Annotated in this window: 12 protein-coding genes and 1 other RNA gene; 1 reads left to right on the top strand and 12 read right to left on the bottom strand. The window is 63.0% G+C overall.

Annotated elements, in window-relative coordinates; all coding sequences use genetic code 11:
• Positions 1-652: 652 nt before the first annotated feature.
• From rny to DESPIG_RS02020, 12 genes are all read right to left on the bottom strand, one after another.
• Positions 653-2212, bottom strand: coding sequence for a ribonuclease Y (gene rny / locus DESPIG_RS02070; RefSeq protein ID WP_040369052.1), 1560 nt, complete (start codon positions 2210-2212; stop codon positions 653-655).
• Between the two features lie 171 nt (positions 2213-2383).
• Positions 2384-2561, bottom strand: a non-coding RNA gene (gene ssrS, locus DESPIG_RS13105) — 6S RNA.
• 17 nt (positions 2562-2578) lie between these two features.
• Positions 2579-2854: a cell division protein ZapA gene (gene zapA, locus DESPIG_RS02065; protein ID WP_040369051.1), complete on the bottom strand. Its 276-nt coding sequence runs from the start codon at positions 2852-2854 to the stop codon at positions 2579-2581.
• A gap of 8 nt (positions 2855-2862) precedes the next feature.
• Complete coding sequence (locus DESPIG_RS13100) at positions 2863-3108, bottom strand: DUF904 domain-containing protein (RefSeq protein WP_081446796.1); 246 nt, start codon at positions 3106-3108, stop codon at positions 2863-2865.
• Positions 3109-3425: 317 nt separating this feature from the next.
• Positions 3426-4781, bottom strand: coding sequence for a bifunctional UDP-N-acetylglucosamine diphosphorylase/glucosamine-1-phosphate N-acetyltransferase GlmU (gene glmU / locus DESPIG_RS02055; protein WP_006004439.1), 1356 nt, complete (start codon positions 4779-4781; stop codon positions 3426-3428).
• A gap of 386 nt (positions 4782-5167) precedes the next feature.
• Complete coding sequence (gene clpB, locus DESPIG_RS02050) at positions 5168-7768, bottom strand: ATP-dependent chaperone ClpB (protein ID WP_006004437.1); 2601 nt, start codon at positions 7766-7768, stop codon at positions 5168-5170.
• Positions 7769-7983: 215 nt separating this feature from the next.
• Entirely contained in the window at positions 7984-8286 is a 303-nt protein-coding gene (locus tag DESPIG_RS02045) for a chaperone modulator CbpM (RefSeq protein ID WP_006004436.1), read from the bottom strand.
• 17 nt (positions 8287-8303) lie between these two features.
• Positions 8304-9227, bottom strand: a complete 924-nt coding sequence (locus DESPIG_RS02040) for a J domain-containing protein (protein ID WP_040369093.1) — start codon at positions 9225-9227, stop codon at positions 8304-8306.
• Positions 9228-9518: 291 nt separating this feature from the next.
• Positions 9519-10619 (bottom strand): protein translocase subunit SecF, encoded by a 1101-nt coding sequence (secF, locus tag DESPIG_RS02035; protein ID WP_006004432.1) that lies wholly within the window; start codon positions 10617-10619, stop codon positions 9519-9521.
• Positions 10620-10637: 18 nt separating this feature from the next.
• Complete coding sequence (gene secD / locus DESPIG_RS02030; protein WP_006004430.1) at positions 10638-12218, bottom strand: protein translocase subunit SecD; 1581 nt, start codon at positions 12216-12218, stop codon at positions 10638-10640.
• 154 nt (positions 12219-12372) lie between these two features.
• Positions 12373-12708 (bottom strand): preprotein translocase subunit YajC, encoded by a 336-nt coding sequence (gene yajC / locus DESPIG_RS02025; protein ID WP_006004428.1) that lies wholly within the window; start codon positions 12706-12708, stop codon positions 12373-12375.
• A gap of 479 nt (positions 12709-13187) precedes the next feature.
• Complete coding sequence (locus DESPIG_RS02020) at positions 13188-13946, bottom strand: alpha/beta hydrolase (protein ID WP_006004423.1); 759 nt, start codon at positions 13944-13946, stop codon at positions 13188-13190.
• A 78-nt stretch (positions 13947-14024) separates the two neighbouring features.
• On the opposite strand from DESPIG_RS02020, the gene DESPIG_RS02015 reads away from it, so the two are divergent.
• Positions 14025-15353, top strand: a complete 1329-nt coding sequence (locus DESPIG_RS02015; RefSeq protein ID WP_006004421.1) for an amidohydrolase — start codon at positions 14025-14027, stop codon at positions 15351-15353.
• Positions 15354-15479: the final 126 nt, after the last annotated feature.

Genomic DNA, 15479 nt, shown 5'->3' with positions numbered 1-15479 from the left:
GAGGTTTTGTTCCATATTGACTGATTATTCAATCAACATACCGGAAAGACAGGCAAAATTGCTTACATTTTTTTGCGCACTGCCATGCATCTTCCACAAGGACTTTTGCCGCAGGCGAGTATCAGCCGTATGATTCCCTTTGAGGGTACGCACTTCTTTCCGTTGTTTCTCAGTTTTCTTCAGCTTGCCGGAGCATGCCGGACCGCGCTCCCTCCTGACGCGCTCCCTCCTGACGCGGTCCCCCAATCAGAAGAAGACAAACGGCCATCCAGCTCTTCCCGGCTGGCCAGGATGCAGCTGGCTGCCAGGCATCAGGCAAGGTGATGGATTCCCCTCCCTGCCGCTTTCATGATCCGCGAGACCATCCATGCATGGTCTCCGAGTGTTGGAACCTTAGAGCGCAAGACGGTTTTAGGAGTTTCCCTTCCAGATTTTTCTGTTGAAGAAGAAAGCTTTTTCCCTGTCACCAGGATGATCGTGTCCGGCAGACATGAAAAATAAACGAGACGCAAGGCTGTTCTTGCTCTGGGAACGCAGGCCAGGCCCATCCCGAAAGTGAAAGACCGCATCACCTGCGACACAACGATGTCTCCGTAAAACAGAAAAGGCGGTCACCGAAGTGACCGCCTTGAATACGCCTTGTTCCCCTGCCCTATTTGGCAAAGCCCATGGCACGGCGTTCGCGGATGACCGTCACTCGGATCTGGCCCGGATAGGTCAGGTTCTTTTCGATCTTTTCCGCGATGTCCTTGCACAGTAGATAGGTGGCATCGTCATCCACATTGTCGGGGTTGACCATGACACGGATCTCGCGACCAGCCTGGATGGCGTACGCCTTGGACACGCCCTCGAAGCTGGTGGCGATGCCTTCCAGCTCTTCCAGACGTTTGACGTAGTTCTCCAGCAGTTCCTTGCGGGCGCCGGGACGGGCACCGGAGATGGAGTCCGCCGCCTGCACCAGCACGGCCAGTGCCGTCGAGGGACGCTGATCCTCGTGGTGCGCGGCGATGGCGTGGACGATGTCCTTGCCTTCGTTGTACTTTTTGGCGATGTCGGCGCCAATGAGGGCATGGGGCCCTTCGACCTCATGGTCGACGGCCTTGCCGATATCATGCAGCAGACCGGCACGCTTGGCCTTTTTGACATCCATGCCCAGTTCCGCGGCCATCATGCCGCACAGGGCAGAGACCTCCAGGGAGTGCTGCAGCACGTTCTGGGTAAAGGACGTGCGGTAGCGCAGCTGCCCCAGCAGACGGATGATCTCGGGATGGATGCCGTGGACCCCGGCATCGAAGGTGGCCTGTTCGCCCACTTCGCGCACCTGGGCATCCAGTTCCTGTTCGCATTTCTGGACGATGTCCTCGATGCGGGCGGGATGGATGCGGCCATCCTGGATCAGACGTTCCAGAGCCATTTTGGCCACCTGACGGCGCAGAGGGCTGTAGGCGGACAAAATGACGGTCTCCGGTGTGTCGTCGATGATGAGGTCCACGCCGGTCGCGGCTTCCAGGGCGCGGATGTTGCGTCCTTCGCGACCGATGATGCGTCCCTTCATATCTTCGCTGGGCAGGGACACCGCCGTGACGGTCTGTTCGTTGACGTAGTCACCGGCATAGCGCTGGATGACGTTACACAGGATCTCCTTGGCCTTGCGGTCGGCGGTCTCCTTGGCTTCCGTCTCGATTTGGCGGATCATCTTGGCCGATTCATGACGGGTCTTGGCCTCCACCTCGGCAAACAGACGGGCCTTGGCTTCTTCCGCCGTCAGACCGGCGATCTCGGAAAGGCGCTGCTCTTCTTCATCGATGCGCGTCTGCAGGAACTCTTCCGACTCGGCCAGCTGCCGTTCCTTGCGGGCCAGATCCTTTTCAGCGGCGAGGAGCTCATGCTCCTTGGCGGTGGCTTTTTCCAGCTTTTCTTCCAGCCGGCCGCCCATCTCTTCAAGCTTGCGCTCACGCAGTTTGACTTCGCGCTCGCGTTCCTTGAATTCGTTTTCCAGCTCGCGCTTTTGGTTGAAAAGGTCATCCTGTCCCTGGATGAGGATTTCCTTTTTCTGCGCCTGGGCCTCCTTGCGCGCTTCTTCCACAATGCGTTTGGCCAGCTCGTCAGCATCGCCGATGCGTTTGGTGGTCACACTTTTGTGCACCAGCGCACCGACCAGCAGGCCGATCACAGCGGCCAGGGCCAGCCATACAATATCCATAAAATCCATAACCATCCTCTATAATCAACGGGGATCACCCGGGTATCATAAATGGCGGAAGCCAGCCTCCGCACGAGGTCGACTGGCGGAGGGCTGGCTTCTGACCGCAAAAACGGCATAAGGATGGCTGCAGACAAAGACCACGCCGAAGCGTGCAAGGAGTACGGTGCAGGACAGAAAAAAATCCCCAGAGCGCCGTGTCATGACTTCGATGCAGAACCTGGTTTCCCAGGGGGGGCCGTGTACTTTTCTACAGGCTTCCCGTAAACGGGCGTGCTCACAAAAAGCAGGGACAGCTCCCGATTTTATGCTTGTAAGGTCAGCACCGAGTCATAAATCACGCACACTCCAGGGAAATATGCTGTCATTGATGACTTAAACGGACTCTTCTATCTTTGAAAGCATGGTCTCGATGCGATTCTGCACATCGTCCAGCTTTTTTTGCGATTGCAACAAATCATCCGCCAGACCAAGAGCCAGAACAGTCAGCAGAATATCTTTGTTACTCTGCATACCGTGTGACCTCAGTTTCTGGTCTGCAAACCGTTCTTCCACAAGAGCGATGGCCTCACGCACACGCTCCATATCGGCACTGTGGCGGAATGTGACCGCAGTACCAAGAACGGTAAGGTTAAAGTGTTCTTGACTCACTCGAAAACCTACTCGGCGCTTTCATGCTCCTGAATAAGTCTCAGCAGAGCATCCATGCGGTTGATGGCATCGCCCCGCACCTGCTCTTCTTTGTTCAGGTTCTCGCGCAGTTCGCGGTTTTCTTCTTCCAAAGACATCTTCGCGGCGATAGTGGCCTCAAGTTCGGAGTGGAGACGACGAGTCTCCGCCAGAAGCTGGGCTTTCTGCTCCAAAAGGGCCAGTACCTGCGTTTCAAGTTGCTCTAGTGCTTCCATGATTCTGGGTATAGCACTGCCCCATGCCGATGGCAAGGCGGCCCATGCGGCAAATCACGATTTCATGCAAAGATAATCAACTGTTTTTCCTTGCCATTCAACGAAATTTCCCTTTCTGGAAAAAGAAAAAACTTTTCCTGCGCACCAGAAAAAAAGGGGGAGGCACAGAGCCTCCCCCAAAGGATTTTTTGCCTGGAACTCTCCCGCCGGGCGGACAGCATCAGGCAGATAGAACCTGGCTGACGCCTCCGCATGACCGGGCAGCCTTGCCCATGGCGGAAAAGTCCCCGGCGGAGCTTCCAGAGCTCCGCAAAGGACTAGACGGATTTGCGCGGCAGGTTCTTCTGCCGGCCGCGGGCGATGCCCATCTCGCCATCGGGCACGTCCTTGGTGATGACCGACCCCGCACCGATCAGCGCGCCGTCGCCCACACGCACCGGAGCCACCAGAGCCGTATTGCTGCCGATGAAGGCGCCTTCGCCGATGGTGGTCTTGAACTTGTGCTTGCCGTCATAGTTACAGGTGATGGTGCCCGCGCCGATATTGGTGCCCGCGCCGATCTCGGAATCTCCCAGATAGGTCAGGTGATTGGCTTTGGCGCCCTTGCCCAGACGGGATTTCTTGAGCTCCACGAAATTGCCCACATGCGAGGACTCTTCCAGCACGGCGCCGGGGCGCAGGCGGGCATAGGGGCCCACCAGAGCGGCCTCGCCCACCTGGGCATCCTCGAAATGGCAGAAGGAGCGGATCTCCGCCCCGGATTCGATGACGGTATCACGCATCACGCAATGGGAGTCGATGCGGGCGCCCCGACGCACCACGCTGCGGCCGTAGATCTCGCACGGGCCCGTGATCTCCGCACCCGGATCCACCGTGGCCAGGGGGCTGATCCGCACCAGCGCGGGCGCATGCAGCATCACGCCGGAACGCAGCAGGCCGTCCACCACACGCTCACGCAAAAATTCTTCACTGCGGGAAAGTTCCAGAGGCGAATTGACGCCCATCAGGCTCTCGTCCCGGCCGCACTGCACGCCCTGCACGTTGCAGCCTTCGGCCACAGCCAGGGAGATGAGGTCGGTGATATAGTATTCGCCGCTCTTGTTGGCATTGCCGATGCGCGGCAGCAGGCGGGCAGCCAGGTCCAGGCGCACGCAGTACATGCCCGCATTGACTTCGTGCGGTTCGGGCCCGTACAGCGCAGGATCGTAGTCCTTGGCTTCCACGATGGCACGCACGCTGCCGTCGGCGGCACGCACCACACGGCCATAGGCGGCGGGATCGTCCAGCTCGATGGTGGCAAAGGCCAGGTCGGCCCCCTCCGAAGCCTCCACGAAATGACGCACCACGTCCTCGGAGAGCAGCGGCGTATCGCCGTTGACCACCAGCACGCGCTCGCACTGCCCTTCCAGCGCGGGCATGGCCTGCATCAGCGCATGGCCCGTGCCCAGCTGCTGTTCCTGGTGCACGAAGGAAGCGTCCGGGAAGGCGGCCTCCACCATGCCCGCCTGATGGCCCACCACCACCAGCGCACGCCCGTCGAACACGGGGCGGACGGCTTCCAGCACGTAGCGCAACATGGGTTCGCCCAGAACGGTCTGCAATACTTTGGGTTTGTCGGAATGCATGCGGGTGCCCTTGCCCGCGGCCAGAATAAGGGCGGCTGTCTGCAACATGGTGGCTCCTTGCAAAAAAGATGGGAAGAAAATAGCCCCTCAGCCCGCAAAGGGCAAGCTGATGGATACGAGGGGGAAGGCAAGGATGTTTTGAAAAAGGCTCTTCCCTCCTCCCTCGCGCCCCCCTTCCCTGCTCGAAAACTTTTGCTCCGGAGGATGACGGTCGGGATGGGGGCCAGGGCAGACATGCGGGCGCAGGTCCCCGGTGGGGAAATGACTCTGCGGGATCGCGTGGCTATGCGTTGCCGGGAAGCTCTGCCCGCTGTGGTCACTTCAACGGACCACAAAGACGGGCAGGGACACGAAAAAGGCGGCCCCGAAGGGCCGCCTTTGCTGTGCGGGATCATACCGGCAGGCCGGAGCCATGCCGGGACAGTTTTTCAGGATCAGGCGTTCTGGAAGACCAGTTCGCCATCGCGGACGTCGATCCGGACAGCCTGACCATCCAGGATGCGGCCGCTGACCAGCTCGCGGGCCAGAGGCGTTTCCACGTACTGCTGCACGTAACGCTTGAGCGGACGCGCACCGTACACGGGATCGTAGGCCTCGCCGGCGATGAACTCGCGGGCGGCATCCGTGATGTCCAGGGTGATCTTGCGTTCTTCCAGACGCTTGCGCAGGCGATCCATCTGCAGATCCACGATGCGCGTCACCTGGTCACGCCGCAGGGGCAGGAAGAGCACGGTCTCGTCCACACGGTTCAGGAATTCCGGCCGGAAGTGACGGCGCAGCTCTTCCATCACCGCATCACGGGCGCCTTCCTTCAGGCTGCCATCCTCTCCGATGCCGTCCAGCAGATGCGGCGAACCGATGTTGGACGTCATGATGACGATGCAGTTGCGGAAGTCCACGGTGCGGCCCTGGCTGTCGGTCAGACGACCATCGTCCAGCAGCTGCAGCAGGGTGTTGAAGACGTCGGGATGCGCCTTTTCGATCTCGTCGAACAGCACCACGGAGTACGGCTTGCGGCGCACGGCCTCGGTGAGCTGGCCGCCTTCGTCATAGCCCACATATCCTGGAGGCGCACCGATGAGGCGGGACACGGAGTGCTTTTCCATGTACTCGCTCATGTCCAGACGCACCATGTTGTCCTCGGTATCGAACAGGGCTTCGGCCAGGGTCTTGCACAGTTCGGTCTTGCCCACGCCCGTGGGGCCCAGGAAGATGAACGACCCCGTGGGACGCGAGGGGTCGGACAGACCTGCACGGGCACGCAGCACGGCATCGGCCACGGCCTGCACGGCCTCGTCCTGGCCCACCACACGCTTGTGCAGCTGGTCGGCCAGATGCAGCAGCTTTTCGCGTTCGGATTCCATGAGCCTGGTCACCGGGATGCCGGTCCACTTGGCCACGATCTCGGCCACGTCGTCGGGGCGCACCTCTTCCTTGAGCAGGCGCGGGCCGTCGGCACCGGCGGCAGCGGAAGCATCGGCCAGCTGCTTTTCCAGGGCCAGCAAGGTGGAGTATTTGAGCTCGGCGGCCTTGTTGAGGTCATAGGCCCGTTCGGCCTGCTCGATGGCCAGCTTGGTCTGCTCGATCTTTTCCTTGATGCCGCGCACGCTGTCGATGGCGTTCTTTTCCTTTTCCCACTGCTGGCGCAGTTCGCCCTGCTGCACCCGCAGCTCGCCCAGTTCGCTTTCCAGCTTTTCCAAACGGTCACGGGAGGCGGCGTCGGTCTCGCGGCGCAGGGCCTCGCGCTCGATCTCCAACTGCATGACCTTGCGGTTCACCTCGTCCAGATCGGACGGCAGGGAGTCGATCTCGGTACGGATCAGGGCCGCGGCCTCGTCGATGAGGTCGATGGCCTTGTCCGGCAGCTGACGGTCCGTGATGTAGCGGTGCGACAGGGTCACGGCCTCCACGATGGCGGAGTCGCTGATACGCACGCCGTGGTGGACCTCAAAGCGTTCCTTCAGGCCACGCAGGATGGAGATGGCGTCCTCCACCGTGGGCTCGTCCACCAGCACGGGCTGGAAACGGCGTTCCAGGGCCGGGTCCTTTTCGATGTACTTGCGGTACTCGTCCAAGGTGGTGGCGCCGATGCAGTGCAGCTCGCCACGGGCCAGCATGGGCTTGAGCAGGTTGCCCGCGTCCATGGAGCCCTCGGTCTTGCCCGCGCCCACGATGGTGTGCAGCTCGTCGATGAAGAGGATGATCTTGCCTTCGCTCTTCTCTACTTCATTGAGCACGGCCTTGAGGCGTTCCTCGAATTCGCCGCGGTACTTGGCACCGGCGATCAGCGCGCCCATGTCCAGGGCGTAGAGCTTGTGGCCGCGCAGGCCCTCGGGCACGTCGCCCTTGACGATACGGAAGGCCAGGCCTTCCACGATGGCCGTCTTGCCCACCCCGGCCTCACCGATGAGCACGGGGTTGTTCTTGGTACGGCGGGACAGGATGCGCACCACGCGGCGGATCTCGGCATCACGGCCGATGACCGGGTCCATCTTGCCCTGACGGGCGGCTTCCACCAGGTCACGGGCGTACTTGCTCAGGGCCTCCACCGTGTCTTCGGGGGTGGGGCTGGTCACCCGTGCGCCGCCGCGCAGGCTCTCCATGGCCTGGCCGAAGCTGGCACGGCTGATGTTGTATTCCTTGAAGACCTCGCCCAGCGGCGTGCCGGGCGCGTTCTCGGCCAGCGCGGCGAACAGATGGTCCACGCTGACGTATTCGTCCTTCATGCGCCGGGATTCGTTCTCGGCGTCGCCCAGCACCTTGGCCAGACGCTGGGTGATGGAGATGCGGTTGGGGTCCATGCCGCCGCCGGAGACGGAGGGACGCTTGCGCAGTTTTTCCTCCACGGCCACGGCCAGAGCGGCTGTCTGCACGCCCATCTGCTCCAGGATGCGGGGCACGATGCCCTGTTCCTGACGGATCAGGGCCAGCGCCAGATGCTCGCTGTCGATATCCTGATGGCCCATGCCCACGGCGATGCTTTGCGCCTGGGTCACGGCCTCGCGGGCTTTTTCCGTGAATTTGTTGATGTCCATATATCCTCCACGATGCCGCTATGGACGGGGCCCGTGCGTACACGGGCCGCCCCACGGCGGAAGGTAAGCAAAATCAGTTTTTTGTGCGCGGGCTGCGCTGGCGGACGGAGGCGGGCTCCAGAGGGCCCGGAGTGTCCGGGCGGCGGCACAAGGCCGGGTGGGGTCTGCGGGCCGCCGCGACGGATCCGAATCCGCGGGCTTCCCGGCACGGGGGATCAGTCTTCCAATCCCTGCAGTTCACGTACCTTGTGCTCCAGAGCGTCGATGCGCTCCAGAAGGTCCACGATGATGGTGCCGCCCACCACGGGCAGCTCGAAGTCGCAGCAGATGCGTTCCAGTTTGCGCACACGGTAGATGTCCGCATCCCGGAAGAACTGGTCGGTGCCTTCCGTACGGCTTTCCAGCCAGCCCAGGGCCAGCAGCTCACGCAACCGCTCGGGCGCGACGCCGGTGCTTGCCATGAATTCTTCGCAAGCCATGACCACGGTGGTCATGTCGTCTCTGTCAGACGTGCTCATATCTCACAACCTCCATCCTAGCCGCGGGCCCGGAAGGACGACTTGTCCGCCAGCTGCTGCCACAGCGCCTTCTCTTCATCCGAAAGCTGCTCGGGCACCCGGATCATGACGCGGGCCAGCAGGTCACCGCGATGCTGTGCCGAGCCAAGGCCCTTGCCGCGCAGGCGGAACTTGCGCCCCGAGGACGAACCGGCGGGAATGTTCATCTCCACCTGCCCTTCCAGGGTGGGCACGGGCACACGGGCGCCCAGGGCCGCCTCCCACGGGGCCAGGACCACGTCGCACTGCAGGTTGTCGCCATCCACCTTGAACACGGCATGCGGCAGATAGCGAACCCGCAGGAACAAATCGCCGGGCGCACCGCCGGGAGCGGGCTCGCCCTGTCCGCCCAGACGTAGTTTGGCGCCTTCGCGGATGCCGGAAGGCACGTTCACTTCCAGCGTCTTGGGGCCGAAGGCCGTCTGCAGGCTCACGCTGCGGCGGCCACCACGGGCCACCTCTTCCAGCGTCAGGGGCAGTTCGGCCTCCACGTCACGGCCGCGGCGGGGCTGCTGCTGGCGGAAACCACCGAACGGATCACCGCCGAAGCGGCTGCCGCGCCCGCCGAACAGGGTCTCGAAAAAGTCCGAGAAGCCCGCGCCGTCGAAGTTCTGGCCGTTGAAGTTGAAGTGCATATTTTCAAAGCCCGGAGCGCCCTGGAACTGCTGGCCATGCTGCCAGTTGGGGCCGAGCTGATCGTACATACGCCGCTTTTCAGGGTCTTTGAGCACTTCGTAGGCTTCGTTGATATCCTTGAATTTGTCTTCGGCCTGCTTGTTGCCCGGGTTCAGGTCCGGGTGGTACTTGCGGGCCAGCTTCTTGTAGGCTCTGGCGATCTCGTCCGCACCGGCGGAACGCTCCACGCCCAGAAGTTTGTAATAATCCTTGTATTCTACTGCCATGATGCTCTCCCCCAATCGGGTCTTCTTGCCAATAGGTAAGACGTTCTTGCCCGGCGTCAAGAAACCGTCACACAAAAAATATTTCCCGGCGGCGCACTCGGGCCAGCCGAAGCCCAGAATCCCTGCGGAGCGGCCCGCCAGCAGGCCTGGAACCGTATCCGTCACGGGCATCTCTGTGCAGTTCCCTGCTCTCGCGGGCGCAAACACCGGCAGGCCGGAGCGCACAAAAAAAGCCGGGAAGGACCAACGTCCCTCCCGGCCATGGATCACGATCCGGTATGCCCGAAGCGGCTAGACGATGCCGTGCTCACCGGGCTTTTCGTACACGGGGCGTTCCTGCTGGTGCACGTAGAAGTCCGTGTCGCCCAGGGCCAGCAGAACGGCCGAGGACACATAGATGGACGACGCCGTGCCCACGAACACGCCGATGAGCATGGTCAGGGCAAAGTCGTGGATCACGCCGCCACCCAGCAGGTACAGGGCCAGGGTAGCCACAAAGGTGGTACCACTGGTCAGGAGGGTACGGGACAGGGTCTGGTTGACGCTGCGGTTGATGAGGAAGTCCAGGGGCTGCTTGGGCGCGGCACGCAGGTTCTCGCGCAGACGGTCATAGACGATGATGGTGTCGTTGAGCGAATAACCCACCAGGGTCAGCAGGGCCGCCATGACGTTGAGGTCGATCTCCACGTTCATGAGCGACAGCAGGCCCACCGTGATGAACACGTCGTGGATGAGGCCCACCAGGGCGCCCAGAGCAAAGTTGAGCTTGAGGACGAAGCAGACCACCAGGGTGATGCCCAGGGCCACCAGCACCAGCCAGCCCATGCTCAGGCCCGTGAGACCGGCCAGGTACATGCCGCCCCAAAGGACGGCGGCCATGGCCACACCGGCCATCCAGCGCTGTTCGAAGCGGCCGGAGATGTACACGGCGATGAGCAGGGTCGCGTAGTACAGGGCGCCCAGAGCCTTGTTGGTCAGGTCGTCACCGACCTTGGGGCCCACTATCTCAAGGCGCTGGATCTCCACGTCATTGCCGGGGAAGGCCTTGGCCAGGGCGGCCAGCACGTTGGTGCGCAGGGCCGCGGCATCGGTGTTCTCGGCCGAGGAGAAGCGCAGCAGGTAATCGCGCGTGCCCTCACCGAAGCGCTGGGTGCTGATGCCCGGCAGTTCGGGCACGTCCAGGCTCTTCTTCAGCACTTCGTCTTCCACGGGCTGGGCGAACTGCACCTGCACGATGACGCCGCCGGCGAAGTCGATGCCCATGCGCAGGCCATTGCCCCACAGCGCCGAGCCCAGACCCACCAGAAGCAGGAGGATCGAGATGACATAGGCGATGTGGCGCTTGCCGATAAAATCTATCTTGGTGTCATGCTTGATGAATGCGAAAGCCATGATTCTCTCCCGGCCAGCCTAGATGCTGATGCCCTTGGGGCCGCACTTGCGCGCCCAGTATTCAAAGATGGCCCGCGACACAAAAATGGCCGTGAACATGGAGGCCACGATACCCAGCGACAGGGTGACCGCAAAACCGCGGATGGGGCCCGTGCCGAACTGGTACAGGAGCACCGTGGCGATGATGGTGGTCAGGTTCGAGTCGGTGATGGAGATGGTGGCGCGCTCGAAACCGGCCTTGACGGCCGCCAGGGGCGAGAGCCCCAGATGCAGTTCTTCGCGTATGCGTTCGTAGATCAGCACGTTGGCGTCCACGGCCATACCGATGGTCAGCACGATACCGGCGATGCCGGGCAGGGTCAGGGTGGCGCCGAAGCCGGCCATGCCCGCCATGACGATGAGCATGGTGAAGCAGAGCATGACGTCGGCGATGACGCCGCTCATGCCGTAGTAGATGGCCATGAACACGACCACGGCGGCGGCACCCACCAGAGCGGCGTTGATGCCGCTGTCGATGGATTCCTGGCCCAGGGAAGGACCGACGGTACGTTCTTCCAGCACGGAGACGGGCGCGGGCAGCGAACCGGCACGCAGCACGATGGCCAGGTCCGTGGCTTCCTGCGTGGTGAACTGGCCGGTGATGACGGCACGGCCACCGGCGATGCGCTGCTGGATCACAGGAGCGGAATAGACCTTGTCGTCCAGCACGATGGCCATGCGGCGGCCCACGTTTTCACCGGTGACGTTCTCGAACAGGGTGGCGCCGCGACTGTTGAAGTTCAGGCTGACGCTGGCGCGGTTCTTCTCGAAGGTGGGCTGGGCATCGGCCACGTCCTCACCGGAGAGCATGGCGTCCTTTTCCACAGCGATCAGGCGCGTGGCCACCTCGCTGCCGTCATGACCTTTTTCCAGCAGGGGCAGGGCCATGACGCCGCTGGGCAGCACGGCCTTGTTGGGATCCACGTCGTCGCGGACAAGGTGGAATTCCAGATGGGCGGTCTGGCCCAGGATCTGCACGGCGCGGCGCGGGTCGGAAAGACCGGGCAGCTGCACCTGGATGCGGTTGCCTTCCTGCTTGCGGATGTCAGGCTCGGCCACACCGAACTGGTCGATACGGTTGCGGATGGTCCGCAGGGCCTGGTCCAGCGCCATGTCTTCGATGCGGTTGATCTCTTCGGGACGGAACTCGGCCACATAGCGCAGACCGGCTTCCGTGCGACGGGGCTCGCCCACATTCAGCTGGGGGAAATTCTTTTGCAGGATCTCCTGCAGTTTGGCTTCATCCTCCACACGGGGCAGGGCAAATTCCAGTTTGTCATTGCCCACCACACGGGGATGCAGCACGACGATCTTCTCGTCCTTGGCAAGGCGGCGGATATCCTGCCCGGCCAGCGCCAGCGAGTTGCTGACAGCCTTGGCCACGTCAACGCCCAGGGTCAGGTGGATACCGCCCTTCAGGTCCAGGCCAAGGTTGATTTTTTTGGATGGTAGGACGTTTTCCAGCGCCGTCCCGATATAGGGCACGCTGGGCAACGCGTAGACAAGGCACAGGCCGAACACGAGCAGGGCCACGGCCAAGCGCGAGCGCAAACCAATCATTTGGGATACCTTCCGCACTTGATGGAGATGTCCGTAAAAACGGAAAGAGGCGGCCAGCCGGAGCCAGAACCGCCCGACACGGCCCGGCGCCCCCCTGCGGACAGGATGGCGCCGGAGCCGCAACCATTACCGATTCCGAAACAAGAACGGAATGTTACTTCTTTTCTTCGGCCTTGGCTTCAGCCTTTTCGGCGCTCTTGCCGATCAGGCCGCCGATGGCGCCGCGGCTCATGCGCAGCTTGGCGTCGCCACATTCGATGACCACTTCTTCTTCGCTGATTTCCATGATGCGACCGATCAGGCCGCTGCTGGTCATCACGTGGTCGCCGCGCTTCAGTTCGGCCAGCATCTGCTTGTGGGCCTTGGCGCGCTTCTGCTGGGGACGGATCAGCAGGAACCAGAAGATGGCGAACATCAGGATCAGGGGAACAAACTGCATCAGCATGTCGCCGCCGCTGGGGGCGGCGCCGCCGGCCTGGGGGGTACCCATGGCGAAAGCAACGGATTCAAACAACAAGACGAACCTCCAAAGGGATGCTGTAGGCAGGCCGCTCACTATGCGCGGATGCCCGGGGTAACAAATTTTCAGCGCGCAAGCATATCCTGCCGCAAAAAAACTTGCAAGCCCTTCTCCTGAGCGAAAAAAGAGCCCTCCGTATGGCGGATGCGCCGGCAAGGGACATGCAACGACGTTCTTTTCAAAAAAGAGCTCTGGCCGATAGCGCTTGGCCCGTAAGGCAGGCCGCATCTTTATAAGGGAGCCCTGATGCCGGGAACTTGGTCACTTCCGGGAGCCACCTGCACAGGAGGACGACCCGGAACCGTTTTCCCGCGCGCAGCGGAAAGCCACGTGAAGACAGGCCCCTCCCCTGCCCCACCCACTGGGAAAAGGTTCGGCATCCCTGCGCTCTCTTCAGAGAGATGCCGCTTCCGGCCTCGCAAAAAACGCGATCAGGGGGAAACGGTCCTTCAGTTCTCCCGCACGGCCCGGACGAAATTGCAGGCGATGCGCACCATCTCGTCCCGGCTTTCCCTGTGCGACAGGGGCAGATGACCGCCGTGGCGGCTGACCGTGCGCAGCACATGGGTCTCGGCCCTGCGGGACGCCGTGCAGATCCACTCCACGGCATTGCGGCGCGGGCAGCTGCTGTCATGCCAGAGCTGGGCATAGCAGACCGGGACATCGCAGGCGGGCAGCAGGGCCCGCAGTCGGGGCTGTTCATGGGCTATCTCGGCCATGTGACGCCAGCAGACCACCCGCTCATGCCCTTGCCAGGGCGCGGTCTCCCGGGCGGCCTCGCTACGCGGGGAGCAGATCTCCACAGGCTGGCGCCAGGCTTTCCAGGCAAGCCGCCAGCGCAAGGCCCGTTCGCCCAGACGGCCGGGACGGGAGGCCCAGTAGAGCGGCGCGGCAAACACCAGCAGGCAGCGGGGCGCGGGCAGGCCTTTTTCCCGGGCCCAGCAGAGCGTGTCCAGCGCCAGCAGGCCGCCCAGGGAATAGCCCGCCAGCAGGGGCGGCTCCGGGCTTTGGCCGGCAAGGGCGGCATAGGCCTCATGGGCCGCCGCGCTCCATTGGCTCCAGTGGCTGTGCACGAAATCCTCCCAGCCGGCGCCATGTCCCGGCAGGCAGGGCGCGTGGCACGCCACTCCCAATGTCGCCAGCCCTTGCGCCAGCGAATCCATATCAGCGGGCCCTCCCCCCAGACCGTGCAGCAGCAGCGCGTCCATTCTTGCCCTCCCCGAAGCATGAGGATACAACTACGCCTGTTTTTCCTGTCCGCAGACCTTAACCCGTCAGGAGCATCCATGCAAACCTGCGACACGCTTCTCCACGCCGGTGTCCTGCTGACCCAGGACGATGACCGGCGCGTCCTCGAAAACGCCGCCCTGGCCATCGATGACGGGCGCATCGTCGCCCTAGGCTACAGCCGGGACGTGACAGCCGCATGGCAGGCACGTGAAATCCTCGACCTTTCCGGCATGCTCGTCATGCCCGGCCTTGTCAACGCCCATACCCACGCGGCCATGACCTTCCTGCGGGGCCTGGCCGACGACATGCCGCTCATGGACTGGCTGCAGCAGAAGATCTTTCCCGTGGAACAGGGCCTGACGCCCGATCTTGTGCGCCTGGGCAGTCTGCTGGGTTTTGCCGAGATGCTGCGCACCGGGACCACCGCCTGCGTGGACATGTACATCTTCGAAGCCGCCGTCATGGAAGCGGCGGACAAGGCCGGCCTGCGCTGCCTGGCCGGTGAGGGCGTGTTCAATTTCCCCTCCGCCTGCTGCCCCGATGCCGATGCTGCCCTGGCCCGCACCCGGGAGATGGCGCAACGCTGGGCCGGACATGAGCGCCTGCAGGTGGCCGTCATGCCCCACAGCGTCTACACCACCACGGCGGCGCAACTCACGGCCTGCCGCGAACTGGCCGACGAGCTGGGCCTGCCGTTGCACATCCATCTGGCCGAGACCCGCCAGGAAACGGCCCTGAGCCTGGAGCAGCACGGCCTGCGCCCCGTGGCCCTTGCCGACCGTCTGGGACTGCTGCGTCCCGGGACCATCCTGGCCCATGTGGTGGACGTGGACGCTGACGAGATCGCCCTGCTGGCCCGACGCGGCGTGAGCGTGGTCCACAATCCCTCTTCCAACATGAAGCTGGCCTCCGGGGTGGCCCCGGTGCCCGCCATGCTTGACGCCGGGGTACGGCTGGCCCTGGGCAGCGACGGTGCCGCCAGCAACAACCGCCTCAACATGTTCACGGAGATGGGCCGCGCTGCCCTGCTGCACAAGGCGGCGGGCGATCCCGAGACCATGCCCGCCCGGACGGTGCTCGACATGGCCACCCGCGGCGGTGCGGCGGCCATGGGCGGTGACGGCGGCGTCCTTGCCGTGGGACGTCCCGCGGACTGCATCGCGCTGGATCTTTCCGCGCCCAACATGCAGCCCCTGTTCAATGCAGCCTCCCACGCCGTCTATGCGGCCACGGGCATGGAGGTGGCCCTGACCATGGTGGCGGGCGAGGTCCTGTATCGTGACGGCCGCTTCAGCCGCTTCGATTATGCGGCCCTGTGTGCGGAAGTGCGCGATATGCGGCGCTTCGTCCTGCGTCGTCTGGGCCTGCCCGAACAGGTGGCCTGAGGCGGAGGCTTCCCGTGGCGCCCCTGCCTGCCGGGGCCGGAACGGCTCCTTGCGGCAGCGGAAAAGCCGCCCGGCCGGGGTTCCCTTGCACGGGGGGACTTGACACCATTGTTTTTTGGTCTATAG

This window comes from Desulfovibrio piger ATCC 29098 (assembly GCF_000156375.1).
Lineage (GTDB): Bacteria > Desulfobacterota > Desulfovibrionia > Desulfovibrionales > Desulfovibrionaceae > Desulfovibrio > Desulfovibrio piger.
Note: the sequence above shows the minus strand (reverse complement) of the source record. Positions and strands in the feature narration are given on the sequence as shown.

Bases quoted from the DNA above. Each gene is read 5' to 3' on its own strand.
- rny (WP_040369052.1), bottom strand. From the start codon at position 2,212: ATGGATTTTATGGATATTGTATGGCTGGCCCTGGCCGCTGTGATCGGC.
- DESPIG_RS13100 (WP_081446796.1), bottom strand. From the start codon at position 3,108: ATGGAAGCACTAGAGCAACTTGAAACGCAGGTACTGGCCCTTTTGGAG.
- glmU (WP_006004439.1), bottom strand. From the start codon at position 4,781: ATGTTGCAGACAGCCGCCCTTATTCTGGCCGCGGGCAAGGGCACCCGC.
- clpB (WP_006004437.1), bottom strand. From the start codon at position 7,768: ATGGACATCAACAAATTCACGGAAAAAGCCCGCGAGGCCGTGACCCAG.
- DESPIG_RS02045 (WP_006004436.1), bottom strand. From the start codon at position 8,286: ATGAGCACGTCTGACAGAGACGACATGACCACCGTGGTCATGGCTTGC.
- DESPIG_RS02040 (WP_040369093.1), bottom strand. From the start codon at position 9,227: ATGGCAGTAGAATACAAGGATTATTACAAACTTCTGGGCGTGGAGCGT.
- secF (WP_006004432.1), bottom strand. From the start codon at position 10,619: ATGGCTTTCGCATTCATCAAGCATGACACCAAGATAGATTTTATCGGC.
- secD (WP_006004430.1), bottom strand. From the start codon at position 12,218: ATGATTGGTTTGCGCTCGCGCTTGGCCGTGGCCCTGCTCGTGTTCGGC.
- yajC (WP_006004428.1), bottom strand. From the start codon at position 12,708: ATGGGTACCCCCCAGGCCGGCGGCGCCGCCCCCAGCGGCGGCGACATG.
- DESPIG_RS02020 (WP_006004423.1), bottom strand. From the start codon at position 13,946: ATGGACGCGCTGCTGCTGCACGGTCTGGGGGGAGGGCCCGCTGATATG.
- DESPIG_RS02015 (WP_006004421.1), top strand. From the start codon at position 14,025: ATGCAAACCTGCGACACGCTTCTCCACGCCGGTGTCCTGCTGACCCAG.